The sequence below is a fragment of the Lewinella sp. 4G2 genome, from assembly GCF_001625015.1.
Lineage (GTDB): Bacteria > Bacteroidota > Bacteroidia > Chitinophagales > Saprospiraceae > Neolewinella.
Genome location: NZ_LVWJ02000011.1, coordinates 336,740 through 360,194 on the forward strand (window position 1 = coordinate 336,740; position 23,455 = coordinate 360,194).

The 23,455-nt window shown below is 56.3% G+C and carries 22 protein-coding genes; 10 read left to right on the forward strand and 12 right to left on the reverse strand.

Going from position 1 to position 23,455, the window contains the following annotated elements; genetic code table 11:
* Positions 1-10 precede the first annotated feature (10 nt).
* A complete protein-coding gene (locus A3850_RS01420; RefSeq protein WP_068213292.1) occupies positions 11-1,117 on the forward strand; it encodes a tryptophan 2,3-dioxygenase family protein in 1,107 nt (368 codons plus the stop codon).
* Positions 1,118-1,132: 15 nt separating this feature from the next.
* Here the strand turns inward: A3850_RS01420 and A3850_RS01425 are convergent, their stop codons facing one another.
* Positions 1,133-2,164, reverse strand: a complete 1,032-nt coding sequence (locus tag A3850_RS01425) for an acyl-CoA reductase (RefSeq protein ID WP_068213294.1) — start codon at positions 2,162-2,164, stop codon at positions 1,133-1,135.
* Positions 2,165-2,383: 219 nt separating this feature from the next.
* On the opposite strand from A3850_RS01425, the gene A3850_RS01430 reads away from it, so the two are divergent.
* Positions 2,384-3,118 (forward strand): transposase, encoded by a 735-nt coding sequence (locus A3850_RS01430; protein WP_068213297.1) that lies wholly within the window; start codon positions 2,384-2,386, stop codon positions 3,116-3,118.
* Between the two features lie 158 nt (positions 3,119-3,276).
* Here A3850_RS01430 and A3850_RS01435 read toward each other — a convergent pair whose 3' ends face one another.
* The 4 genes from A3850_RS01435 to A3850_RS01450 form a co-directional block, all read right to left on the reverse strand.
* Positions 3,277-3,780 (reverse strand): DUF1415 family protein, encoded by a 504-nt coding sequence (locus tag A3850_RS01435; protein WP_068213301.1) that lies wholly within the window; start codon positions 3,778-3,780, stop codon positions 3,277-3,279.
* Positions 3,777-4,826, reverse strand: a complete 1,050-nt coding sequence (locus tag A3850_RS01440) for an RluA family pseudouridine synthase (protein WP_068213303.1) — start codon at positions 4,824-4,826, stop codon at positions 3,777-3,779. The genes A3850_RS01435 and A3850_RS01440 overlap by 4 nt, the downstream gene beginning before the upstream one ends.
* A gap of 275 nt (positions 4,827-5,101) precedes the next feature.
* Complete coding sequence (locus A3850_RS01445; protein ID WP_068213306.1) at positions 5,102-7,192, reverse strand: hypothetical protein; 2,091 nt, start codon at positions 7,190-7,192, stop codon at positions 5,102-5,104.
* Between the two features lie 260 nt (positions 7,193-7,452).
* A complete protein-coding gene (locus A3850_RS01450; protein ID WP_068213309.1) occupies positions 7,453-8,142 on the reverse strand; it encodes a response regulator transcription factor in 690 nt (229 codons plus the stop codon).
* A gap of 203 nt (positions 8,143-8,345) precedes the next feature.
* On the opposite strand from A3850_RS01450, the gene A3850_RS01455 reads away from it, so the two are divergent.
* Positions 8,346-8,891, forward strand: coding sequence for a class I SAM-dependent methyltransferase (locus tag A3850_RS01455; RefSeq protein ID WP_068213312.1), 546 nt, complete (start codon positions 8,346-8,348; stop codon positions 8,889-8,891).
* 22 nt (positions 8,892-8,913) lie between these two features.
* Here the strand turns inward: A3850_RS01455 and A3850_RS01460 are convergent, their stop codons facing one another.
* Positions 8,914-10,167 carry a hypothetical protein gene (locus A3850_RS01460; RefSeq protein ID WP_068213315.1) on the reverse strand — a complete coding sequence of 418 codons (1,254 nt, stop codon included), beginning with the start codon at positions 10,165-10,167 and terminating at the stop codon, positions 8,914-8,916.
* 82 nt (positions 10,168-10,249) lie between these two features.
* Between A3850_RS01460 and A3850_RS01465 the strand changes: the two genes are divergently transcribed.
* From A3850_RS01465 to A3850_RS01475, 3 genes are all read left to right on the forward strand, one after another.
* Positions 10,250-11,248 (forward strand): hypothetical protein, encoded by a 999-nt coding sequence (locus A3850_RS01465; RefSeq protein ID WP_068213319.1) that lies wholly within the window; start codon positions 10,250-10,252, stop codon positions 11,246-11,248.
* A gap of 77 nt (positions 11,249-11,325) precedes the next feature.
* A complete protein-coding gene (locus A3850_RS01470) occupies positions 11,326-13,731 on the forward strand; it encodes a hypothetical protein (protein ID WP_068213322.1) in 2,406 nt (801 codons plus the stop codon).
* A 105-nt stretch (positions 13,732-13,836) separates the two neighbouring features.
* Positions 13,837-14,370, forward strand: a complete 534-nt coding sequence (locus A3850_RS01475; RefSeq protein WP_068213324.1) for a hypothetical protein — start codon at positions 13,837-13,839, stop codon at positions 14,368-14,370.
* A 15-nt stretch (positions 14,371-14,385) separates the two neighbouring features.
* Here A3850_RS01475 and A3850_RS01480 read toward each other — a convergent pair whose 3' ends face one another.
* Positions 14,386-14,877: a DUF4385 domain-containing protein gene (locus A3850_RS01480; RefSeq protein ID WP_068213327.1), complete on the reverse strand. Its 492-nt coding sequence runs from the start codon at positions 14,875-14,877 to the stop codon at positions 14,386-14,388.
* Positions 14,874-15,425 (reverse strand): type 1 glutamine amidotransferase domain-containing protein, encoded by a 552-nt coding sequence (locus A3850_RS01485; protein ID WP_068213330.1) that lies wholly within the window; start codon positions 15,423-15,425, stop codon positions 14,874-14,876. The genes A3850_RS01480 and A3850_RS01485 overlap by 4 nt, the downstream gene beginning before the upstream one ends.
* A 244-nt stretch (positions 15,426-15,669) precedes the next feature.
* On the opposite strand from A3850_RS01485, the gene A3850_RS01490 reads away from it, so the two are divergent.
* Positions 15,670-16,152 (forward strand): DUF5655 domain-containing protein, encoded by a 483-nt coding sequence (locus tag A3850_RS01490; RefSeq protein ID WP_068213332.1) that lies wholly within the window; start codon positions 15,670-15,672, stop codon positions 16,150-16,152.
* Positions 16,153-16,273: 121 nt separating this feature from the next.
* A complete protein-coding gene (locus A3850_RS01495) occupies positions 16,274-16,573 on the forward strand; it encodes a nucleotidyltransferase family protein (protein ID WP_068213333.1) in 300 nt (99 codons plus the stop codon).
* A 253-nt stretch (positions 16,574-16,826) separates the two neighbouring features.
* Here A3850_RS01495 and A3850_RS01500 read toward each other — a convergent pair whose 3' ends face one another.
* Positions 16,827-18,632, reverse strand: a complete 1,806-nt coding sequence (locus tag A3850_RS01500) for a M24B family metallopeptidase (protein ID WP_082921546.1) — start codon at positions 18,630-18,632, stop codon at positions 16,827-16,829.
* Positions 18,633-18,857: 225 nt separating this feature from the next.
* On the opposite strand from A3850_RS01500, the gene A3850_RS01505 reads away from it, so the two are divergent.
* Positions 18,858-19,661: a pseudouridine synthase gene (locus A3850_RS01505; RefSeq protein WP_068213335.1), complete on the forward strand. Its 804-nt coding sequence runs from the start codon at positions 18,858-18,860 to the stop codon at positions 19,659-19,661.
* A 500-nt stretch (positions 19,662-20,161) separates the two neighbouring features.
* Here the strand turns inward: A3850_RS01505 and A3850_RS01510 are convergent, their stop codons facing one another.
* Genes A3850_RS01510 through A3850_RS01520 form a run of 3 tightly spaced genes read right to left on the reverse strand, consistent with a single transcriptional unit; the run spans position 20,162 to position 21,969 of the window.
* Entirely contained in the window at positions 20,162-21,211 is a 1,050-nt protein-coding gene (locus A3850_RS01510) for an MBL fold metallo-hydrolase (RefSeq protein WP_231915267.1), read from the reverse strand.
* 33 nt (positions 21,212-21,244) lie between these two features.
* On the reverse strand, positions 21,245-21,601 hold the full coding sequence (locus tag A3850_RS01515) for an MmcQ/YjbR family DNA-binding protein (protein WP_068213337.1): 357 nt from the start codon (positions 21,599-21,601) through the stop codon (positions 21,245-21,247).
* 5 nt (positions 21,602-21,606) lie between these two features.
* Positions 21,607-21,969 (reverse strand): DoxX family protein, encoded by a 363-nt coding sequence (locus tag A3850_RS01520; RefSeq protein WP_068213339.1) that lies wholly within the window; start codon positions 21,967-21,969, stop codon positions 21,607-21,609.
* A gap of 117 nt (positions 21,970-22,086) precedes the next feature.
* On the opposite strand from A3850_RS01520, the gene A3850_RS01525 reads away from it, so the two are divergent.
* A complete protein-coding gene (locus A3850_RS01525) occupies positions 22,087-23,367 on the forward strand; it encodes an amidohydrolase family protein (protein WP_068213342.1) in 1,281 nt (426 codons plus the stop codon).
* Positions 23,368-23,455 lie beyond the last annotated feature (88 nt).

The following is a 23,455-nucleotide window of genomic DNA, read 5'->3' on the forward strand; positions in this document are numbered from 1 at the left end:
AAATGTCCTCATGAAAAAAGAAGAAAAATACACCACCATCCACTACCAGAATTACCTGGAGCTGGACAAGCTATTATCCATCCAAAACAACCGGAGTGCGGCGTTGGGGGAGAATGCGCACGACGAGACGCTCTTCATCATCATGCACCAGGTGTACGAGTTGTGGTTCAAGCAGATCATGACGGAGCTGGATAGCGTTTGCGCCCTTTTCCGGGAAGAGCGGGTGGACGAGGACAACATGAATACCGTACTCCTTCGGCTCAAACGGATCTCTACCATCATTGATCTGATGATCGAGCAGATTAAGGTGATGGAGACAATGACACCGCTGGATTTTCTGGACTTTCGGGATTACCTCTTCCCCGCCTCCGGCTTCCAGAGTATGCAATTCCGGATGATTGAATCTACCCTCGGCCTGCGGGAGGGGGACCGGATGACTTACCACGGAAAATCGTACAAGATCGCCTTTACGGAACCGCAGCAGGCCCGGCTGGAGGACATCGAAAATAACGGCAGCCTTTTTGAATTGGTGGAACGGTGGCTGGAGCGCACGCCTTTCCTTCAACTGGAAGGTTTCGATTTTTTGAGTGAATACCGGCAATCCGTTCACCACATGATTGAACGGGAGCGGAAAAACATTCAGGAGAGCGAGTACCTGACCGACCGGATGAAGGAAATTCGGCTGAAAATGCTGGGGGATAGCAACAGTTACTTCAAGCACGTCCTTTCCCGCGAAGAACACGAGCGGCTCATTGCGGAAGGCCAGAACCGGCTCTCCTACGATGCGACGATTGCGGCGCTCCTCATCAATCTCTACCGGGATAAACCCATCCTCAACATCCCCTTCAACCTGCTGACGGAGCTCACGAACATCGATGAGTTACTCACTACTTGGCGCTACCGCCACGCCCAAATGGTGATGCGGATGATCGGCAACAAGATCGGTACCGGCGGCTCCTCCGGCCACGATTACCTGGCGGCAACGGCGGAGAAGCACAAGATCTTTAAGGATCTGCATAATATTTCTTCGTTGTTAATCTCCCGCTCGGAGTTGCCGCAACTGCCGGAGGACGTAGCGAAAAAGCTAGGATTTTACTTTTCTACCGGGCGGGCATAGCGCTCAACGGCTGGCTTACAGCGACAACAAAAACTCCATCGTATCCACCCCGTCCGCATAATCAGTCAGGCCTGGCTGCTGCGCCTCGCCGAAGGCAAAGGTGGGCTGCTGCAGAACGCCCGGTGAGGCCACGACGAGTTGGATGGCCTCCGCCTTTTCGAGTAGCTCTTGCGCTACCGTCTCAATACCGTCGTAGTAACTAAAGTGCAGCGTAGCGATGCGCGAGATAATCGCCTCTTCCTCCAGAACCATCAGCGGCCCGGTGAGGTGGAAGGATTCTTTGTTCAGCGTCGTCAGAGCGTAATTGTAGTCGAAATTATTCTTCCACTTGGTGTGGTTCTGCAGTTGCTTCCACTCGTGGAAGATTTCGAGCAATGGTTGAAAATCGTAGCCCCGCGGCACGTAGAGTTTGGATACGTTGCGGCAACCCAGGCCGTAGTAGGTAAATACGTCGCGGCCGAGTGCGCGCATCTCCTCCTCGGTTTCCCTACCGTTCAGTACCGCCACGGCGTTCCGGTTCCGGCGGATGATGTGGGGCACCTTTCCGAAGTACGCCTTGAAGTAGCGCGCGGTATTGTCGGAGCCAGTGGCGATCACCGCGTCGTAATTCTTCAGGTTTTCAACGATAGAAAAGTAGTCGGCGGCTCGCTCGTCAAATTTCCCCAGCAGTTTGATCAAATAGGGCAGCACGTAGGGGTCCTTACTACTCAGTTTGATCTGTGCTCGGTGGCCGGCCACGTACACACAAAGCATATCGTGAAAGCCCACCAGTGGAATATTCCCCGCGAGGACGAGACCTACCGTCTTCCTCTCACTGGGCGCTGCCGCAGGTGCGAGGGAAGGATAGGCGGCTACCCAAGCACGCAGTTTGTTGGCGTCCAAAAATTCGTCCCGGATGGCAGAAAGGGAGGCTCGTTGCCCGGCGATGTCGAACCACTCGTTGTTGAAGGCCGTCCTTTTTTGGAGAGCGGTGAGGAATTCATCCTCGGGGCCGGATAGGTGGGTGGCTAGTTGTTGGAGGGTGTGGAGGCGGTCTTGGAGGGTCATACCGCAAAGGTAATATCCCCCTACCGTGAGGTTTGCCCGAAGGCGAACTATCCCAGTAGGTTAACCCAAAGGCGAACTATTCCAGTAGTGTTGCCCGAAGGCGAACTAATCCGGTAGGTTTGCCTTCAGGCGAACCAATCATGTCAACATCAAAATATTAAACACAAAATGTTTATTCACTTCACTTAATGTTTTACCTTGCAAATCCAAAACAGCAGCATGAACTCTTTAAAAAACACCTACCGCACCGGCCAACTCCCCCATCTCCAGCCCAAGCGGGCAACCTATTCAGTAATAATCCTCGTCGACGATGCAGTGCCTAAACCTATTCTTTACAAATTAGCCAACGATCGAAACGAAAAACTTTCGGGTATACTTAGGTTCAAAAAGGCTGACTGGCGTAACGCGTACTTCAAAGCCCGATCCTCTTTCGATCGGCGCTTAGACATTTTACTACAACAGCACGCGAATCAGACACACCCGCTCGCAGATGCACGTGCAGCACAGGTTATCGTGGATACCCTAAAAAAGTATGACGGTGTATACTACGACCTGTACAGTTACTCCGTGATGTCTAATCACGTGCATATAGAAATAGACCTTAGCGTGCAGACCGACGACTTGAACTACGTCCCCCTTAGCAAAGTGATGAATTTGATTAAGGGTGGATCTTCTTTCCGGATCAACCGAATTTTAGGACGACGGGGCAAACCTCTTTGGGCTCGCCGCTACAGGGACCGCTTTATTCGAGGGGAAACGCATTTATACTCCGCCTACCGCTATACTTTAAATAATCCAGTTGCTGCAGGGATTACACAACAAATTGGGGACCATCCATTCACCGGTGGTAAAAGCTGGGAGGAGATTTCTGCGTTAGCGGAGCGGCGGGTTTATCCTTCACCTCAATATTGGTATGATCGGCTTATGGCTTACGACTTGGGGGAAGTTGGGTGAGCTGCTTCTTCCTAATTTCCTATTGGTTCGCCTGAAGGCGAACCTACCGGTTGGGAGCAGGAGTGGCTAAAGCATGGGTTCGCCTGAAGGCAAACCTACCTGTTGGGGTTGGCGTGGCTTAAGCACGGGTTCGCCTGAAGGCGAACCTACCAGTAGAGTTACGGCGCAATGCTCCGCATCCTCGCCACGTTACGCCCCGGTATCCCCTCCACGTCCGGGTGCCCTGCCACCGCCTCCGCTACGCTCTCGACCCGTAACAATTGCACCACCGGCCACGGTGATCGATTCGTCAAATTGGCCTGGTCTTCAAACTCCAGGCCTTCGAACTGGTAATCCGGGTGAAAGTGGGCCAATTGGACCAACTCCGCTGCGCCCGTCTCCGCGAGGGCTTCCTCGAAGGTGAAAACGAAATCTAAAAAGGTCTCAAAATCCGCCAGCAGGTGGGGGACGACTAGGAGAGTGGTTTCTACTTTACTCCGCTCCTTCCCTACGAAACTTTGCACCTGCGACAGCGCCGAATAGAAAAGCGTCTCGATGTCTTCCGCTTCGAGCACTTCTGCACTAACCAGGCCTTTGCGCCAGGGGACGGCGGCGAAGGGGCAGAGGCCATGACGAAGCACGAAGGTCTCGACCCACCGCAAAACGGCATCGGCGGGGCTCACGTAAGGGTATCATTTTGCCGCTTGGAAGTCGCGTAATTGCGCCAGCGATCGAGCATGGTTTGCATGTCTTCGGGGAGGTCGCTGTCGAAGGACATCCGCTCGCCGGTTACGGGGTGGGTGAAGGCAATCGACTTGGCGTGGAGGGCTTGGCGGGGGCACAACTCAAAACAACGCTCGGCGAAAATGCGGTACTTGGAGTAAATGGTACCCTTAACGATCCGGTCGCCACCGTACCGCGCGTCGTTGAACAGCGGGTGACCGATGGACTGCATGTGGACGCGGATCTGGTGCGTCCGCCCCGTCTCCAATTTGAGTTGCAATAGGCTAACGTAGTACAAGCCCTCCAACGTCTCGTAGTGGGTGATGGCGTGCTTGTGCTTCTCTTCCGGATCCGCAAAGACGCGGTATTTCTGGCGGTTTTTTTCGTCGCGGCCGAGGTGGGCCTCGATGGTATCCGCCGGCGGATCGGGTTCCCCCCAACAAATAGCTTGGTAAACGCGGTCGATGCTGTGATCAAAAAACTGTTTCGCCAGGTGCGTCATCACCTCCGCGGATTTGGCGACGAGCAACAAGCCCGACGTATCCTTATCAATCCGGTGTACGAGCCCCGCACGGCTATCATCGTTTCCCTCCAATGTGGGGATATCTTCCCGACCCAGGTAAAATTTGAGGGCGTTCACCAAGGTCCCATCCCGGTGCCCGGGGGCCGGGTGGACGACCATCCCCGCCGGCTTGTGAATCACCATCAGGTGCTCATCTTCGTAGCGCACATCCAGCGGAATATCCTGGGCGATGACGTACTCCTCCCCTTCCGGCCGGTAGCGCGGGATTTGAATGGAGATAACCTCCCCCGGATTGACGAGGTAGTTGGCCTTCACCTGCTTTCCGTCTACCAAAATGGTCCCTTTCTTGAGGCCGTTTTGAATGCGGTTGCGGGAAATCTTCGGAAGGCGCTCGGTGACGAACTTATCGATCCGGACCGGCTGCTGCTTGGGGTCGATGGTGATGGTTTGGGTCTCGAAGTGGTCTACTGGTGGCTTGGGCATAAGAGCGGGATAATATTAAACTCGGAGGGTGCGTGGTTGCGCTACGCGCTATTTCGCAGGAGAGGTAGAGGAAAAGAGTAAAGGAGGTTGCACCACAACACTACCGAAAGAGTTCCTTAGCACTTGATTAGCTGGAGCATGGACGAGGAAATCAAGCCAATTGGTTTCCGAAAAAACTGAAAAACTAAGCAGGATAATCGCCTCTACTTCTCCTCATCTCTACCTCTCCTGCGAACCAAATCACAAAAGCAAACAGAGATGCTCTGACCGCAAAACTAATACCCCCCAAAGTAACGCCGCATAAACCACTCCGCCGCGTAAAGCGTCAGCAGCACGAAGAAGATCCATTTGAGGTGGATGACGGAGCGGGTATTAATCGTCTCCAGCAAGACGGGTTTAACGGTGCCGGCGGCTTCCAACCGGGCGGGCAATTCGGCCAACTGGTTCGGGAAAAGCAGATCGCCACCGTAGCGGGCGGAGAGTTGGCGGAGTAGATCGTGGTCCGCTTCCAGGGCAAAGCGTTCAACTTCTACGGCCTGGACGCTGAAGCGGCCATTGTAGGTTAAATCCTCACCGCCGGCGTTGGTGCGGGCACGGAAGCGGTAATTCCCGACGGGTAAAATTCCCGCGTTAAGGGCGTAGGCGTTACTCGTACGGGTGAAGGTGTAGGGATACTCGCGGCCGTCTTCGCCGGTCACGGTAACGGTGGCTTCGGGGTCGTTGATGAGTTCGTAGTTGCTGTTGTACAATTCGGCGTCGAGCTGGACGGGCTCGTTTTCGTCAAAGATGTTCTCGGAAAGCACCACACGGAAGCGGCGCTTGTCATCCTGCACCGTCAGGTACTGGGTGAGTTGGCTGATGAGCTCATCGAATCGGTCGTGGTTACCCCCGTCCAGAAAATCAAACAGGCGCCATTGCCAGAGGCCGGAGCCGGCCAGTACGCCCGTCCGCACGCCCCGGCTTTCGCCGATCACGACGAGTGGGTAATCCGTATCAACGCTACCGATGCGCTGCCGCAGGAGCGGTGTTCCGCCCGGGTTTACGGTAAATTCCCCAAAGGCCGCGGTGAGGGGCGGGAAATTGGGGATCCCCCGCTTCAGTTCATCCGAAAGCGTAAATAAGTTGAAGCCAGAGGCCAGGCGCGCACTGACGTCGTTCCCCTTCGCGCCAGCTGTTCCTTTAAAACTGACGAGGTCCTGAGCACCATTAAAAGTATTGGATGGAACTTGCTCTCCCAGCACGAACAGCGTCGGCACCTTAGCCTGCGCCAATTGATCGAGGGTACCCTTAATGGAGTTCTTGACCGACGGCAACTGGTGGAGGATCACCAAATCAAAGTCCGCCAGCCGACCACTGAATTTACCTGCGTAGCCAACGGCCACTTCGTTGTTCTGCCCCACGGCCAACGCCTGCTTGAAGGCCGTCAGATCCGGGTGGGGCGCGGCGGCCAGGATGAGGATCTTTTGTCGGGCGTCCAGGACGTCCACGAAAATATCCCGCCGGTTATTGGCCGTGCTGATCTCATCGGGAATCCCCGTCAGCGCAATCCGGTAACGTTGAACGCCCGGCTTATCGGCGGTAAGGATAACTTCCTTCGTCGTGAAGAAATCGTTCCCCTGGATGGGGATGTTTTCGGTGTGCAGGATCTTCCCCCCATCTCCGACGCTGCTGACGGTGAGCTTGGTACTGGAACCAGCCGCACTACGGGCCGCCACGTCGATTTGAATGGAAAACCGATCGTCGAGGTAAGCAATTTTATTGTGGAAGACACGGCGAACGAGCAAATCCCGCCGCACGGTCGTATCCCCCAACCCGACGGTGTAGACGGGAGCTTGCAGTTGGAGGTCGCGGTAGGCGGGGTTCGTCCCTTCGTTGTAGATGCCATCCGTAGCCAGGACGACGGCGCCCAGATTCTGGGTACCGTAAACGTCGCTAATCTCGGTCATGACGGCGTCCAGGTTGGTCCGTTTGTCGGTGAATTGCAGCCCACCATCGGTACGGACGTTCTGGCCGAAGGTGTATTCCACTACCTGGTATTTCTCGGCGAGGGAATTGCGGAGCGCATTCCACTGCTCGCGGTAGGCCGTGGTGTCGACCTCCATACCGATGGATTCGGATACGTCCTGGGCCAGGACGACGACGGGCTCCTGCTGGTCCTGATCCACGTAGCGCAGCAGGGGCGAGAGCAACAGGGCGGCCAGTAAGCTGTAGCCCAGCCAGCGGAGGATTCCCATCCCCCATACCAGGCCACGCGGCTGCTCGCGGAATTGCTGCTCCCGAAAGTACAGAACGAGGGCAACGACGAGCCCCGCAACGGCGCACAGCAACAGGAACCAGGCGGGGTATTCGAAGGAAAGGTTATCCATTTATAACGTTGGTTGGCGGGGCAGCAAACGGCTACTCCACCGGATAGTCAAAAGTGTCCGGGCCGGCGAGCGCGCGATGATCTTTTGCGCACGGCTGGGCCCTACGCAATATTACGATGGGCAAGTCCTTCGTAGTATGAATACCCACTTAAAGGTGGGCCGTGACCGGGAACTTCGTCACCCGGAATCCCCGAATACCTCCAGCTGCGCAGATGTGGCCTCTGCACGAGTACTGACCAACACCCAAATCAAGGAGATGATTACTTGCCCGAGCTGAACTTGTACCCCACGCCCCGAACACTCAAAAAGTGCTTGGGCGACTTGGGTTCCGCTTCGAAGTACTTCCGGAAAGAGAGGATAAAATTGTCGATCGTCCGGGTGCTCGGGTAAACGTCGTAACCCCACACGGACTGGAGAATTTGCTGGCGGCTGACGACTTCGCCCTCCCGGTCGGTCAGGAGCTTGAGCAGCATGGCTTCCTTTTTGGTGAGGGTAAAATCTCCCTGGTTACCCGTCGCTTCGTAGGTGGCGAAGTTGACCTTGTTGTTGCCAAATTCAAAGAGGTCGGGCTTGACGAGGGGGCTCTTGCTCGTCCGTTCGATGAGGCGGCGAACGCGGAGGTGGAGTTCCTCAAACACGAAAGGCTTGGTGAGGTAATCGTCGGCACCCTTTTTGAGGCCTTCGATCCGGTCCTGGGCCTGGTCTTTAGCCGTGAGGAAGATGATGGGTGTTTCCCGATCGCTGAGGCGTATCTGTTCGACGACCTGGAAGCCGTTGACTTCAGGGAGCATTACGTCCACCACCATCACATCGAAGTGCTGCTCGGCGGCGTGCTTAAGGGCAGTCCGGCCGTCGGCGGCGGTGACGACCTCGTAGTCTTCCATCTCGAAGTTGAGTTTTACGGTTTCGCGGATGTTTTCTTCGTCTTCAACGAGCAGAATTCTAAGCATTGATTACCTGTTGGGTTACCTCGGAGTACGCACGGAAGGCTGGCCTGGTTGCGACGGGAAGGCTAATGTGACCTAAACGTGGCTTTATCAATGAAGCAAGCGCCTTGTTAGGCTATTGAACTACCGTTTTGGGGTGTCAACCGTTCTACCCGGGCCGGGCTTCGTATTTATTGTACCTTGTCCTTCTATCCACCTACTTAAGCATGGCACAAAACTGGTTCTTTCTCCGTACGGCCCTGAAAGATTTTCGCTCCACCGGGGCGATTGCCAGCTCCAGCAAAGCGCTCGTTAAAAAGCTCGTGGCGCCGCTGCCGACTGACCGCCCCCTGCGGATCGTCGAGCTCGGCCCGGGCAACGGGTGCGTGACGGAAGCCATCCTCGGCCGCGTCCACGCCGACAGTGAGGTGACGGCTTTCGAGATCAACCCCACCTTCGTGGAAGAACTACGGGGCATCCAGGATCGCCGGCTAACGGTCCGTCCGGTTGGAGCGGAACAGTTGCTACAGTTCTATGCGGAAGGCAGCGTGGACTACGTCATTTCTAGCCTACCCCTCTCGATGATCCCCAAGGAGATCAAATCCGAGATCCTCCGTCAATCCCAATTGGTCCTGGCGGAGCGGGGGCAATTCATCCAGTACCAGTATGCGTTGCAGGACCGGTCCTTACTCAAGCGTTACTTCGGGAAGGTGACGACGAGTTTCACGATGGCCAATTTGCCGCCGGCCTTCATCTATTGTTGCTTCGGTTAGCCCGGGCCACAATTCCCCTACCCTACTTTTTGTATTTGGCCTTCAGCTGAAAGCCGGGCCACTGCACTTCCATTCCGTGGACCATCCCGCCGTGCACCAGCGGGGTGAGGCCGGTGGAGATGATGTTCTCCCCTTCGTTGAGGTACTTGAGTTCCAGCCCGTCGAAGACCGGCGAGTGGGTGGCGAAGACGTAGCAATCCTCGTTCGTATTCCAGATGATGTGGCCATTCAGGTAGACGCCGTTGGCGTAGCAGGGAGACCAGCTTACCCAATTGAGTTGGAGGGCGATGGCGTCTTCCGGGTTGTCGTTTACCGTCACGTTTTGTTCGAATTCTCCCGAGCGCGTAACCCAGTTGCGGGGAGCGGGGCCGGAGGAGTGGGCGACGACGCGGTAGGGGCGGTCAGCCAAACGGAGTCCCTCCCGTACCTCAGATACCCGGTACTTCCCGTCTGCACCGAGCACTCTTGCCTGGACGCCGAAGGACTCCTGATCGGGTAACCATTCCGTATCCCACTTTACGGAGAAGTCATCGTCCGGGTTTGTCGAATATCCCAAGGTGTGGTGGGCTTGTCCCCGATGCGTTTGCCAGTGCTTGCGGTCCTGAATACCGCGGCCGGACCAGTCTACTTCGCGACCCACCAGGATGTAGTCGGCCGCCTTCCCCATTTCCTGGGCACCTGCGGCAGCGCCCGCAATGGATAAGTAGCTGAGCGCGGGTACGGAGGCCGGGATGGGAGCGAGTTGCGGGCCCGGCTCGTCAGCATAGTAGATGCGGAAAGTGAGGCCGTAAAAGACGTTTTGTGGCCAGCCCCAGCGTTGGGCGGTATCGAGTGACATGGCGAAACGGATGCCCTGTCCGTCGGTCAACTGGTCGAGGGGGATGGGCACGGTGCGGTTCGTGTGGTACATGTATTCCGTCTGTGGCGCAGGGATGTAATCGGGCTCGGGAACGGGGATGGGCGCGTGGCCGTTGATGGAGATGCGCAGGTCTCGGCTATCTTCGTGGCTCTGGACTTTTTCCAGGCAAACCTCGGCCCGGGTTGCTCCTCGCATATCGATCGCTGCAGGCATGAGAAGTTGGTTGCCGTCGCGCAATTCGGGCGCAATTTTTTCCGGTTGGGCAGCGTACCCGTAGCGGCCACCGACGCGCAGGAAGGCTTCCCCGCCGGCGGGCATCACCCAGGTATATTCGCGGTAAACGGAATTGGGCGACCACTGGGCGGCGAGAAAAGTAGGAAAGATGAGCAGCCCCAGGAAGTACAGAAATCTATGCATGGCTCCAAGATATTACGCAAAACCCTGGTTTAGTTTATCGTTGCATCCCACAATTGTGTCTCCTTTATTTTTGCTGAATACTATGTACCGCATTCTACCCTTTTTTGTCGTGTTGCTATTTTCTGCTTGCTCGACGTCCGAGCCGGACACCGGTATTTATTACTGGAAATCCACGTGGGAATTAGATGAGGCGGAGCAGCAAAAAATTCAGCAGCACGGCTTGGACCGCGTTTATCTGCGATTATTTGACCTAGACACAAAAGGTACAAATTTCGAGGATCGCGGTCGCATTCTGTTACCAGACAATCCAGACTTTTCGGAGGGGTTAACCTACGTCCCGGTAATATTCATCGTAAATCGCATTTGGAAAAATGGACAGGCGCCGGAATCCGTAGCCAGAGCCTTACTGGCGCGGTTGGATTATTATTTAAATAAATATCCCACGCTCCGAAATTCGGACGAGCTACAAATTGATTGCGACTGGACGGCGCTGACCCGGGATGCCTACTTCGGGATGCTGAGCGAAGTAAAGCGGCAAAGACCGGGCCTCGACCTGAGTGTGACCATCCGCCTCCACCAGTACCGCGAACGAACGGACAACGGCGTACCCCCCGCCGACCGCGGCCTCCTCATGTGCTACAACCTCGCCGCAGCCAACAAATGGGAAACCCGGGACGCCATTTACGACGAGGACCTCCTCCGTGGCTACCTAAAAGCCGACCTCTACCCCCTCCCGCTTGACGTTGCCCTCCCCCTCTTCCGCTGGGGCGCCGCCTTCCGTGGCCGGAAATTCCTGGGGCTAACGGACCACCCCGAGATGATTGACGCCAACCTTTTTGTGACGGAGGAAGACGGACAATTTGCCGTCAAAGGGAAAAGATATACCGTCCAACGTGACACCCTGGTGAATGGCCACTTCCTCCGCCCGGGCGACGTTATCCGAGGCGACGGGATCGTAAATACCGAAGTACTTTCCGCCGCGCGGGAGTTGTTGGTTGAAAAGACGAACCCGCGGTACCTGCTGTACTTTGATTGGCAGGAAGGGGTGCTGGAACGCTTGCCTACTAAAGCAGCGGATTAAAATCGAGATTAAGCATGGGCTAAATAGCAGCACCGGCTATGACTAGGTTACTTTTACCTGACTTCGAAAATCGCCCCATGAAAATGCTCCGTCTTCTTTCCATTGTATCACTGTTTCTCTGTTATGGCCACATAAACGCCTGCGGATTTTCCATCCTGGGCGATGAATACCGCGTAGCCCTCTTCAACCCCTACTTGATTGGGCAGGAATACGAACTATTCTTCTACTCTTCAGAAAAATTCCACCCCGGCACCAACGCTACGGCCGGCAGGGACCGGATGCGCAACGGAGAACAATGGGCCCAGGAACTCGGCGGCGGCGTGACGGCGGAACAGGTCCTTCAACTCGTGTACGATACCGGACTGGACGACTGGCAAAAACTAAAGGCTGGTAAAAAGAACCTTACCCACAAGACCAACCCCGGCTGGGAACGCTTCCGCCAGCGACCGGCTTTGGTGGACTACCTCCTCTACGCCAAGGCCTACGAAAAACCTTCTGACGTTGGTACCTACTGGTGGATGGATGAGGACGAGGCGGACGACCAACAAAAAAGCGATGCAGAGCTCGCCCTCACCGCGGAGACCGCTTACGCCGACGCTGAAACTGGATCCTTCCTGCAGGAACGCTGGGCCTACCAACTACTCGTCCAGGCCTACTACGCGGACGACCTGCCTGCGGCGGACCGGCTCTTCACCCAACACTTCGAGGGGAACGACGAGAGCGTGCTGGCCGACTGGGCCCGCTACCACATGGCGGGGTTTTACAAGGACGACGTAAGACGCACCATCATGCTGGCCAACGCCTTCCGCGAAGTTCCGGAAAAGGCGCACGCGGTATTCACGCGTACCGCCAACGAATTTAATGTCCTGGATTATCTGGACCAGGCGAGTAACGATTACGAACGGTCCAACCTCTACGCCCTGGCAGCAGCGAAACGGCCGGACCGCGCCCTGGATCTACTTAAAGAAGCGTACCGCTATGACCCTACCAATCCGGTCCTGGACCTCCTAATGACGCGGGAGATCAACAAGCTGGAAGACTGGCTGATGAGCTTTCGGCTAACCAATATGGCACCCGCCGTACACGCTGGTTACTTCGGCCCGGAGCAAGATTTCAGCTACCGGGATCTTTACCCTGAACTCGGGGATCGGGCCACGGCCTTCCGGGAAAAGAATTACCGCCGCGACCGGGCCTACCTGAAAGAAGTACGCGCCTTCGCCAAGCAATTCACCTCCCCCACCCCGGACATGACCGTCCTGTACCGCGCCCATCTGGCCTTCCTGGATGAAGATTACGATGCGGCCATCACCCTGCTGCCCGCCGCCGCGGAGGTCAACCCCAAATACGCGCTTCAGGGGGACATCATTTATTACTTGGCGGCAATCCAACGGCCCGGCAACGACCTGCAGGAGTTGAAGGAACTCGTCAGCAACCGCCTCCCTGAACTTGAGGAAGCCCTCGCACCACCACCAGGGACGGAGGAACGGGCGCGGTATGATTCCGGAGATTATTACTACGGAGAAAACCAGGAAGAAGGCAACCGTTCCTCCGCCTTATCCCGGGCCACTTCGCTGCGGTGTGAGGCCCTGAAGGATACCGTTTCCGCCTACTTCATGAGCGTGCGATCATTGCCCTACATCAATGGTTACGGGTATTCCAGTAAGTACTATTCCTACATCGATTACCTGGACCGCGACCTTAGTTACCAGGTCTACGATGGCATCATCGCAACGATTAGTCGTGCCCCAAAAGATCGCTTTGAACGGATGCTAGCCAAGAAGGGGTTTGTCGACGTTAACGCCGTCCGCGACGTCGCCGGCACCTCCGCCCTCCGCCGCCGGGACGTGGCGAAGGCACTGGAGTACATCTCACCGATTGGAAACAAATGGTACGCGGAGACCTATGCGTTTAGCGATTACCTCCAGCAGTCCGTCTTCACCCGCCCCTTCGAAACCACTGCTCCCTTCCCCGGCAAAGCGGCCACGCTGCGGAAATTACTGGACCTGGAACAGGCGACTCAACAGACGGGCGAAGCCGGAGCTGCCGCCTGCTACGAACTCGCCAACGCCTGGTACAATATGAGTTACTACGGTGAATCCTGGATGATGCTCAGCTACGGCTGGTCGGGCTACCTCGAGCCCGGCTATCAAGCCTGGCCGTTCACCAACGGGCACATGGCCCTTCCGCACAATCGGGCGGATTACCGCGCCACCCAGTCCGGCGCTTACGTGCTTGGTTACCTGGATTGCGCCTACGATTTGTCCGACGAACCGGAGTTACTCGCTCAAATTGCTTACCTGCGTGGTATGGTGGACTGGCAGGTACCTCTTACCGCGAAAACCTCCAATTACACCTGGAGCAACGACTACACGTTTACGGCGGATTCCATCTACCGGGTCGCATTCTCCCCCTTTATCCGCCAGTATCAAGGTACCGAATTTTACGACGTCGCAACGGGGCGGTGCAGTGCCCTGAGTTTCTGACCATTGCAATTCATTTGACGGTGCATCATCCGCAAGTTTACTGCGAACCTTTATGGGGCCTTTCCCCCTTTTAGAACTGAGCCTAAACCCACCAACCACAGCCACATGCGTTACCTATTTTTCTTTCTGCTCACCGCAGCTCTAGCGGCCTGTTCGTCGCCCGAACCCGTGAACACCAACGACGCTACCAGCGGCCCGGCGGAAGAGATTTCGCTGCCGGCTCCCGGCATTTCCGAGCGGCCGGCCATCACTGGAGAGGCGGAGATTGATTTGACCGGCCTGGCAGAGTTTCCAACTCAGCTGCAGGGTTGTTCCTGTGCCCTTACGCTGGACGCGCCGGTGGATGATTTCGATAGCGACTACCTATTCGTATTCGGTTACGGCCGCGGCGATGGCGTCATCGGCATCGACGGGCAGGAGTTACAAGTCCGGTGGGACCGGCAGCCGCAGGACCTGGATTCTGATGTGGATGAAGATGTCTACGTCCACGAAGACGATACTTACCGCGTCGTGACTCGGCTTTACGAAGAAGGTGATACCGGTTTTGGGGGGACGATGTTTTCCGGCTCCGTCCGCGTCATTGTCAAAGCTACGGGTGCCTATAAGCAGGCTCGCATTACGGGGGATTGTAGCTGTTAGTGCAACTCTTTCGCTTTACCCATACCGCTCAATGAAGTCCGCTTTTTGTTTCAGGTAGCGTTCGTCGGCGACGGCGGCGTCCCACTTGGCTTTGAAGATGCGGGCGGCTTCGGCCTTTACCGGGTCTTCGGGCGTACGGGGTAGTTCGGGCCGGCCATGGGCGCCACTGACGCCCTTTTTGTCGTCGGGGACGGGCCCGTCATACTTCTTCCCGCCCTTATGGTTGGCGTAGCGGCGAGCGCGGGTGTAGCCCATCTGCAAGAATTTGCGGGCCATATCGGCACCGACGAATTCCCCCTTATCCAGGTATTCCTGAAACTGGGCCCAGATCTTTTCTGATGATTTGGTGGCCGTTTCCGGGTCCTTGAATCGCCAGTTGGGTAGGATCTCCGACTTGTAGGGTTCGACCGTGAGCACGCCCTGTTCCCCACGCCCAATCGCGTAGAGTTCAGGGCGTTCCCGTAGGTCCAGTTGCTTGTAGTCTAAGCTGTAATCGAATTTCCTCACGCGGGTACGGCGGCTCTGCTGAAGACCTCCACCATCTTTTCGTTGAAGGCGGGGATGTCATCCGGGTTCCGGCTGGTGACGAGAGTGCCGTCCACCACTACCGGTTCATCTACCACAATCGCGCCGGCGTTGACGAGGTCGGTCCGGATCGCTTTGTAGGCCGTCATCCGTTTGCCCTGCACGAGGCCGGCGGAGATCATCGTCTGGCTACCGTGGCAGATGGCCGCAACCGGTTTGCCTTCGCGAAAAAAGTGATCGACGAACGCCAGGGCATCGCCATTAATGCGCAGCGCGTCGGGGCTCAATACGCCGCCGGGTAGCAGTAGCGCATCGTAGTCGCTACCCATCGTTTCTTCGGAGAGGACGACGTCCACATCGTAGGTGCCTCCCCAGTCATCTCCGGCCCAGGCCTTGATCTTGCCGGATTCCGGGCTGATGAGGGTCACGGTTGCGCCAGCCTCCTCGAGTGCCTTCCGCGGTTGGGTGAGTTCGACTTCCTCGAAGCCGTTAGTAGCCAGGGCGGCCACGCGTAAATTTGATAGTTGCATGCTTGGGTTGTTTAAATGACTAATGCATTCCTCCTAACGCAAGCGAAGGGTTTCGGAGTTCGTTTTTCCCCGCTGCATCAACCCGATTTGGGCGCTGCCGCGGGTGCAAAGGAAGTGGGGAGAGGATCAATCCGCCACTCTCAGGATAAGTACGCCAAGAAATAGCTAAACCTGATGTTCCAGAACACTCCCCCAGCGAATGGACTTATGAATAACGGACCCAAGCCACCCAACCGACCAAGCTATGCCCGAAATCTGGACCTGCCCCAAATGCCAACGAGAGTTCTTCCGCCAAAACCAAACCCACTACTGCAGTGACCGGACCATCGAAGACATCTTCGAAGGCAAAGCCGCCGACGTCGTACTCGCTTTCGACGCCCTCCTCCTCGCCGTAGCCGAATGGGAGCCCCAAGTGATTGGCGCCGGCAAAAACGCCATCATCTTCAACAATGGCAAAGCCTGGATGGTCGTCCGCGCCCTCAAAACGGAGCTGGACGTGTCCTTCTTTTACAATGAGATCCTCAAAAGCTCCGCCATCAAAACCGCCCGGCTGGATAATATGGGCAAGAACAAATACGTCCACACCCTCCGCCTCCGCGATGAGAGTGACGTCACCCCGGAGGTAGTCGATCTACTCCGCAAAGGCTTTGATTTCATCCTAAATAGTAAGCGGCTCCCGAAATTGAAGAAGGTGGTGACCAAGAAGAAGGTGCGGAAGAAGAAATAGGATTGGTGGGGATTACACGGTATACCTACATGAATCCAATGTTTCGTTAACTTTGGAACATCGGTTTATTCTTCGAATCCAAAGTGTGCAACTCAACGAGACTCTCTAGACTCCAGTCACTATGACAAAGGCAGAAGTAATTAGAAAACTAAGAGAAAATCGATTGGACATCAAAAAGAGGTTCCATGCAGAGATCGTAGCCCTTTACGGAAGTTATGCCCGTGATGAGCAATCCGCCGAAAGCGATTTAGACCTCCTCTACCAATTGGAGGAGAATACCATTTTCGGTTTGGTGGAGATGGAGGAATTGGAAAACTACCTTAAAAATCTCTTCAACGTCCCCGCCGTGGACTTGGCAAACTCAAACTACCTCAATCCCGTAGTTGAATTAGAGATACAAAGTGATCTAGTCTATGTATGACAATTAAAATTAAATCCGCATTTAACCGGCTTGCGTGTATTAAAAGTTTATGCTTTGTAAAAGGGCCGAAGGTCCGGTCCAACTTAGCGTAGGATGAAATAGGCCGCTAGGCCATGGAATCCTACGTGTTCGTTCAGTTAAATCAAATAAATCACACAATTACCATTAAATAAGCCGCTTGGCAATGCAATCCACATATTCGTTGAATTCAATTAAGCAATTGGTATCAATTAAAATCAATCACCCCAACCCCCTACCCACCAATCATCTCCAACAAAAAGGCATTTTCCTCCGCCGAAAGTAATTCCTTCATTTCTGTGGCTACCCATTGGTTGTATTGATCCAACCATTGCACCTGCGGCAGCGCCAGCATATCTTCTTTGACCAGTGAGCGATTAATGGGGAATACGGTGAGGTCCTCAAACTCCAACCAGCCATCCTGGCCTTCGACGGGGCGGACGGCGACGAGGTTTTCGATACGGATACCGTACTCACCCTCCTTGTAAAAACCGGGCTCGTTGCTGAGGACCATCCCCGCCGCGAGGGGGACGCGACCATTGGCGGCGTTGACGCGGGAGTGAATGCCCATCGGCCCTTCGTGGACGTTGAGGAAATAACCCACCCCGTGGCCCGTGCCGTGGCCGTAATTGAGGCAGGCGGACCACAGTGGCATACGGGCCAAAGTATCGAGCTGGACGCCCGTAGTGCCTACGGGAAAACGCGCCATCGCCAGATCAATGTGGCCCATGAGGACGCGGGTGTAATTTTCACGCATCTCGTCCGTCACCTCTCCCATTGGAATGGTACGGGTGATGTCGGTCGTTCCACTCGTGTACTGGCCACCGGAGTCCAGGAGCAACAATCCCTTTTTCTCCAATTTGGCAGACCCCTCCTCGGGCGCCCGGTAATGAATGATGGCCCCGTTCCCGGCGTAGCCGACGATGGCCGGAAAGCTATCCGTAACGTAGCCCGGCTGCTCGGCGCGCAGTGCCGTGAGTTTTCGCGCTACGTCGGCCTCATAGATTTCTTCGTCGGACGTTTTTAGCCAGTGAAACAAACGCAGCAGCGCGACAGCATCGTGTTTCATCGTTTGGCGAAGATGACCAAGCGCTACCTCGTTTTTGATGGCCTTCCAACCGGGGATGGGACTGGCGATTTGGCTACATTCATCACCACCGGCATAAGTAGCCAAACGGCTGGAAAGCGTGGCGGGGTCGAAGCCAATATCCGCGTTGGAAGCATTGACGCGGCGCAGGAAACTGCTAATTTTCTTGTAATCGTGGGTCTGAATGCTCTGGCCATCGGGCGCTTTTTCCGTCCACTCCCGGAATTCGGGGCGGGGCGCGGCGAATAAGGCGTGGTCACCCTGAGTACCCACCACCAGGTAGGCTACGCAAAGGGGATTAAATTCGATATCGCTACCCCGAATATTGAGCAGCCAGGCTACTTCATCGAGGGCGGAGATTACATAGTAATCCAGCCCCTGCTCCCCCTGCCAGGCCATCATGCGTTCCAGGCGATCTTGCCAGGATTCGCCGGCGAGGTCTGCCTCGTGCTCAAAGACCGGCTGGTTGGGTACTTCGGGGCGGTCGGACCAAATACCCCGCAGCAAATCTTCCTCGAGGATAAGATTAAGATCGTTGTCCGCCAATTTCTTGGCCATGCGACGGGCGGTGGTGGCGCTAATGACGCGCCCATCCGCCCCTACATTCTGGCCGGACATCAACGTGCTTCCTAACCAGTCCTCTATACTCGGCGTACCGGCTACGCGATCTTTCATGAGTTCCGTTTCCACGTCAGCGAGCTCGGTATCGGCCTGGGCGAAGTACCGCCCGTCCGTCCACAACTTACTCTCGTGGAGGGTTACGACGAGCGTACCCGCACTCCCCGTAAAGCCACTCAACCACTCCCGACCGGCCCACCGTGGCGCAGGGTACTCACTCTGGTGCGGATCGGTAGAGGGGACGACGTAAGCATCAATCTGGTGCTCAAGCATAGCCCGGCGGAGGGCGGCGAGTTTTTCGGTGACGGTCATGGAAGAGATATTTTGTTGCTGCATATTACGGAAATTCCTGATAGACTTTAGACGTTAGATTTTAGACTTTGGACGGACTTTAGAAGTTAGATTTTAGACTTTAGAGTGGTGCTGAGTTGAAAGGTGCCTGGATTTCGAAAAGCAGTAATGGACAAAATTCCCCGGTAACCTACCGAGGTCCAACGTCCAAAATCCATCAGCCCGATAGTGCGGTATAAAATCTAAAGTCCCTCCCCGTACCTTCGCACCATGAAAGCACCCCGCCGTTTCCAACGTTCCCAGGCTCGCAATTCCACCACCCCACCCGGTCTCGACCGGCCGAAGGATGACATCATTGGGATGCGCCTCAACAAGTACCTCGCGCACAGCGGCGTAGCCAGTCGGCGGCAGGCAGCCGAGCTGATTAAGGCGGGGAAGTGCCAGGTGAACGGCGAGGTGCAGAAAAGCCCCGGTTATCAAATTGAGGAAGGGGATGTCGTAGTCGTGGCTGGTAAGGAAGTCTCGCCCGACGAGCAATTCGTCTACATCCTGCTCAACAAGCCGAAGAACGTGATCACTACCACGTCGGACGAGATGGACCGGACCACCGTCATGGACCTCCTCGGCGATCCTAATCTGGACAACTACCGCCTCTTCCCCGTAGGCCGATTGGATAAGGATACGACCGGTCTCCTCCTCATCACCAACGACGGAGACACCGCCAAACGATTGACCCACCCCAGCCACGAAGTCGTCAAAACCTACCACGCTACCCTGGACCGCGACTTCAGCGAAATGGACCTCACCAAAATGCAGATCGGCTACGATTTGGAGGACGGCCCCTTCGCCGTGGACTGGGTCCGGTTCGCCAAGGAAGACGATCGCCAAACGGTGGCGTTGCAGATCCACATTGGCCGTAACCGCATCGTCCGCCGCGCCTTTGATGAATTGGGCTACACGGTGCAGCGCCTGGACCGGGTTTACTTCGGTGGACTTACGAAGAAGGATTTACCGCGGGGTTTTTGGCGGTTTTTGAGTGAGGAGGAGGTGCGGATGGTAAGGCATTTTAGTTAGTGGCCTCCGGCGGTTGCCAGGGAGGAAGTAGAGAAACTGAGGCTTTTGGCTTCACCGAGAGCAACTCATTTTTCGCAGGAGTCGGGGAGGTTGGGGAGGCCTGCGGCGCTGCGTGACTGCCCGCCCCGAAGGGCTGGCTTGGGTAGCGATGGCACACCGTCAGGTGGCCCATTCTACAAATCAGGAGGCGTGGCCCAACCCGCCATTATTTCGCAGGAGAGGTAGAGATTAGGAGTAAAAGAGTTATCGTAGCGTTTTGTGTTTCAATTTCATTCAAACTGATCGTGCAATAAAAGGGCAATTGAAAATGGCGTAGCACACAGTCATTTTGATGCTTTGCCCCGGAGGGGTAAACCTTGTAGCCCGTGGTTAGATCGGCACGATCTCGCCTCGGGTTTTCGATTTAGGCGCCCGCAATTTGCCCGTCCCGAAGGGCCGGCTTGCGTAGCGATGGCACACCGTCAGGTGGCCCATTCTACTGTGACCCATTAAATCTCCCCCTACCCCAACTCCCCCACCACAAAATTCACCTCCGCCCCCAGCAAAAAATCACCCAGGCCCGCCCCTTCCATCGCAGCCGTAGCCCGACGGACGGGCTCCCCCGCCGGCTCCCAGCTCAAGTCGTAGGTGCCGTGGTGCATGGGCCACCAGTAGCGGGCGCCGAGGTCGCGGAAGCCGCGGAAGGCTTCTTCGGGGTTGGCGTGGTTGTCCTGCATCATGAAGGCGGGGGCGTAGGCGCCAATGCCGAGCATGGCTACGTCGATGGAGGGATATAGCTCCCCTATCTCTTGCCAGTAGGCCGTCGCGGCGGAATCCCCGCCGAAGTAAATGGTATTGAGGCCATTGGAGGCGGGCTCCCCTACCCGCTCAATCATAAAGCTGCCCCAGAGGGTACGGTTAAAGTCCGTCAGCCCCCGGCGGCACCAGTGGCGGGAGGGGAGGAAGGTGATCCGGACTGCCGTGCCCTCCGTATCGTACACCTGGAACCAGGCGGCTTCCTCGATGACCGTTGGCCCGAAACCACGTAGGTCATCGGCACGGTCCACCCAAGGTTGAATGGTCTTGGTTAAGCCCAGCGGACAGAGAATCTTCAGCAGGTGGTTGCTGGCGACGATCTTGCTGATGGAGTCCTTATCCACGTGGTCCCGGTGGTCGTGGCTTAGGAGGAGGTAGTCGACTTGGGTCAAGTCCTCCGCACCGAAGGGGAGTTGAAAGCGGCGGGGGACGAAAGGCATATCCGCCAATTGGGGATCGATCAGCAAGCGCGTGCCACCAATTTGGATGAGGTAGCAGGCGTGGCCCAGCCATACGATCCAATCCTTGGACTTATCCGTCAGGTAATCGGTGGAGGAGTGAACGTTCGGTACCCAGTCATCCACCTTCTTTTCCTTGCGTTGGGGGTTGCGGGAGGTGACCATTTTAAAGACGACGCTCCAATCCGGACGGAATGAGTCCCGTTCGTACAAAAATTCCGTCCCATCGTGGGGGTTTCCCTGCCGGTCCGCGCGGGCGGGGATGAAGGGAAGGTCTGGGTTGCGCAGGTACTTCAAGGTGGGTCTTCGGTGGTGTGTGGTGAACGAACGTTACAGCCCCAACTCAGTTCGGAGTTTCTTCGTCATCTTGGCAACGACGAGATCGTGGCTGTGGTCGATCAGTTCGAAGACGAGGTCCTGGCGGAGGTCACCCTCGTCGATGTAGAGGCTGTTCCAGTGGGTCTTATTCATATGCCAGGCGCCGCGGATGGCCGGGTAGCGTTCGCGGAGGTCGATCGCGCGTTCGGGGTCACACTTCAGGTTGATGCGGAGGTCTTCACTGTCGAGGCTGATGACCCCGAACATCTTTCCGCCTACCTTGAAGACCAGGGCGGTGGGGCCGAAGGGGATGCCTTCCGTTGTATGAGGTTTGGCCAGGATGTATTCCCGGAGGTCGTCGATGGTCATCGTCCCTAAATTACCTGGGTGGTCGGGCTGCCGTCGCCCAGGCTGGGGCGGTAGAGGTAGGCACCAACGTAAGTCAGTACGCTGAGGACGATTGGGGCGATGGGCATCTCACCGGCGTGGAGCCAGCTAAAGGCCATCGCTCCACCCCAGTAGCTGGCGGCGAGGATCACTCCCAGGAGCCTTGTCCGGGGAATGGCGAGGGCGGCCAGAGCAATGAGTTCCACGACGCCCAGAATATAGGGAGCCATGGTGTTGCCATTCATCTCCGCCGCAAATTCTGCTGGCTTCACGAATTTAATAACGCCAGAACCCAGGAGGGCGAAGCCAACGAGGCCGAGGAGGATGAGACCAATTTTTTGCTTATTCATAAGTAGGCACTTTAATTGTGTACGCAACCTACTTCAAAAAGTGGGGCCCACCAAATTGTCCTAAGGCCACTAATCCACCTGATTAGCCAGCCTTTCCCAATTCGGTATATTCGCTGCATGAAAGCTACCCATTTTCTCTTCACGCTGCTCCTTGCCCTTTCCCTCGCACCCGCGGCAGCGCAAAAAACGACTTACCTGCACTGCGGCCGCATCATCGATGGTGTCGGCAATAACCTGACCGAACGGACGATCGTGGTAACGGACGAACGCATTACCGACGTCCGGGCCGGCTACCAACCCGCCGGTGCCGGAGTAGAAATTATTGATCTGAAGACTTCTACCGTGCTGCCTGGCCTCATTGATCTGCACGTACACGTCGAGCAGCAATCCAGCCCCGGCTCCTACATGGAGCGGTTTACGATGGACCCGGCCGACGTGGCCCTCCGCGCTACGACCTACCTCGACAAAACCCTGATGGCCGGCTTTACGACCGTCCGGGATTTGGGTGGGACCGGCGTCAACGTCTCCCTTCGGAGTGCCGTGAACAAAGGATACATTCGGGGGCCACGCATCTTTACCGCCGAAAAATCGATCGCCAGCACGGGTGGCCACGCCGACCCTTCTAACGGTCGCAACAGCGAGCTTTCCTTCGACGCCGGACCGGAAGCGGGCGTCATCAACAGTTCCGACGAAGCGTACAAAGCGGTCCGTACCCGCTACCAACGGGGGGCGGACTGCATCAAAATTACCGCGACCGGCGGCGTCCTCAGCGTAGCGAAAGACGGGCAGGGGCCGCAATTCAGAACCGAAGAAATTGAAGCCATCGTTGCCGCCGCCAAAGATTACGGGATGCACACGGCCGCCCACGCTCACGGAAAGGAAGGAATGGAGCGCGCCATTCGGGCCGGTATCACCACCATCGAGCACGGTACTTACATGGACGAAGAAACCATGGATCTGATGATTGAATACGGAACGATTTACGTCCCTACCCTCCTCGCCGGTGCCTTCGTGGCCGAGAAAGCGGAGATCCCCGGCTACTTCCCCGCCGTGATCGTACCTAAAGCGCGGACGATCGGCCCGGCCCTCATTACCACCTTTGGGCGCGCCTACGAACACGGAGTCAAGATTGCCTTCGGAACCGACAGCGGCGTCAGTGCCCACGGCGACAACGCCAAGGAGTTTGCCCTCATGGTGGAGGCCGGCATGCCGGAAATGGAGGCCATCAACAGCGCGACCTCGGTAGCAGCCGAAGTGCTGGGGCGGCAGGATGATCTGGGTCAAATCAAGCCAGGGTATTTGGCCGACATAGTCGCCGTAAAGGGCAACCCACTCAATAATATCACCGCCCTGGAGCAGGTCCATTTCGTCATGAAGGAGGGCCAACGGGTGAAGTAACGACCACGCAACAATGCTGCCGGCTAGCTTGTAAGTATTTCGTTGTCTTGAGCTTTTCTGACTTTTCGCGGTAAGATTTACGCCGCCG

Bases quoted from the DNA above. Each gene is read 5' to 3' on its own strand.
- A3850_RS01420 (WP_068213292.1), top strand. From the start codon at position 11: ATGAAAAAAGAAGAAAAATACACCACCATCCACTACCAGAATTACCTG.
- A3850_RS01425 (WP_068213294.1), bottom strand. From the start codon at position 2,164: ATGACCCTCCAAGACCGCCTCCACACCCTCCAACAACTAGCCACCCAC.
- A3850_RS01430 (WP_068213297.1), top strand. From the start codon at position 2,384: ATGAACTCTTTAAAAAACACCTACCGCACCGGCCAACTCCCCCATCTC.
- A3850_RS01440 (WP_068213303.1), bottom strand. From the start codon at position 4,826: ATGCCCAAGCCACCAGTAGACCACTTCGAGACCCAAACCATCACCATC.
- A3850_RS01445 (WP_068213306.1), bottom strand. From the start codon at position 7,192: ATGGATAACCTTTCCTTCGAATACCCCGCCTGGTTCCTGTTGCTGTGC.
- A3850_RS01450 (WP_068213309.1), bottom strand. From the start codon at position 8,142: ATGCTTAGAATTCTGCTCGTTGAAGACGAAGAAAACATCCGCGAAACC.
- A3850_RS01455 (WP_068213312.1), top strand. From the start codon at position 8,346: ATGGCACAAAACTGGTTCTTTCTCCGTACGGCCCTGAAAGATTTTCGC.
- A3850_RS01460 (WP_068213315.1), bottom strand. From the start codon at position 10,167: ATGCATAGATTTCTGTACTTCCTGGGGCTGCTCATCTTTCCTACTTTT.
- A3850_RS01465 (WP_068213319.1), top strand. From the start codon at position 10,250: ATGTACCGCATTCTACCCTTTTTTGTCGTGTTGCTATTTTCTGCTTGC.
- A3850_RS01470 (WP_068213322.1), top strand. From the start codon at position 11,326: ATGAAAATGCTCCGTCTTCTTTCCATTGTATCACTGTTTCTCTGTTAT.
- A3850_RS01475 (WP_068213324.1), top strand. From the start codon at position 13,837: ATGCGTTACCTATTTTTCTTTCTGCTCACCGCAGCTCTAGCGGCCTGT.
- A3850_RS01485 (WP_068213330.1), bottom strand. From the start codon at position 15,425: ATGCAACTATCAAATTTACGCGTGGCCGCCCTGGCTACTAACGGCTTC.
- A3850_RS01490 (WP_068213332.1), top strand. From the start codon at position 15,670: ATGCCCGAAATCTGGACCTGCCCCAAATGCCAACGAGAGTTCTTCCGC.
- A3850_RS01495 (WP_068213333.1), top strand. From the start codon at position 16,274: ATGACAAAGGCAGAAGTAATTAGAAAACTAAGAGAAAATCGATTGGAC.
- A3850_RS01500 (WP_082921546.1), bottom strand. From the start codon at position 18,632: ATGCAGCAACAAAATATCTCTTCCATGACCGTCACCGAAAAACTCGCC.
- A3850_RS01505 (WP_068213335.1), top strand. From the start codon at position 18,858: ATGAAAGCACCCCGCCGTTTCCAACGTTCCCAGGCTCGCAATTCCACC.
- A3850_RS01515 (WP_068213337.1), bottom strand. From the start codon at position 21,601: ATGACCATCGACGACCTCCGGGAATACATCCTGGCCAAACCTCATACA.
- A3850_RS01520 (WP_068213339.1), bottom strand. From the start codon at position 21,969: ATGAATAAGCAAAAAATTGGTCTCATCCTCCTCGGCCTCGTTGGCTTC.
- A3850_RS01525 (WP_068213342.1), top strand. From the start codon at position 22,087: ATGAAAGCTACCCATTTTCTCTTCACGCTGCTCCTTGCCCTTTCCCTC.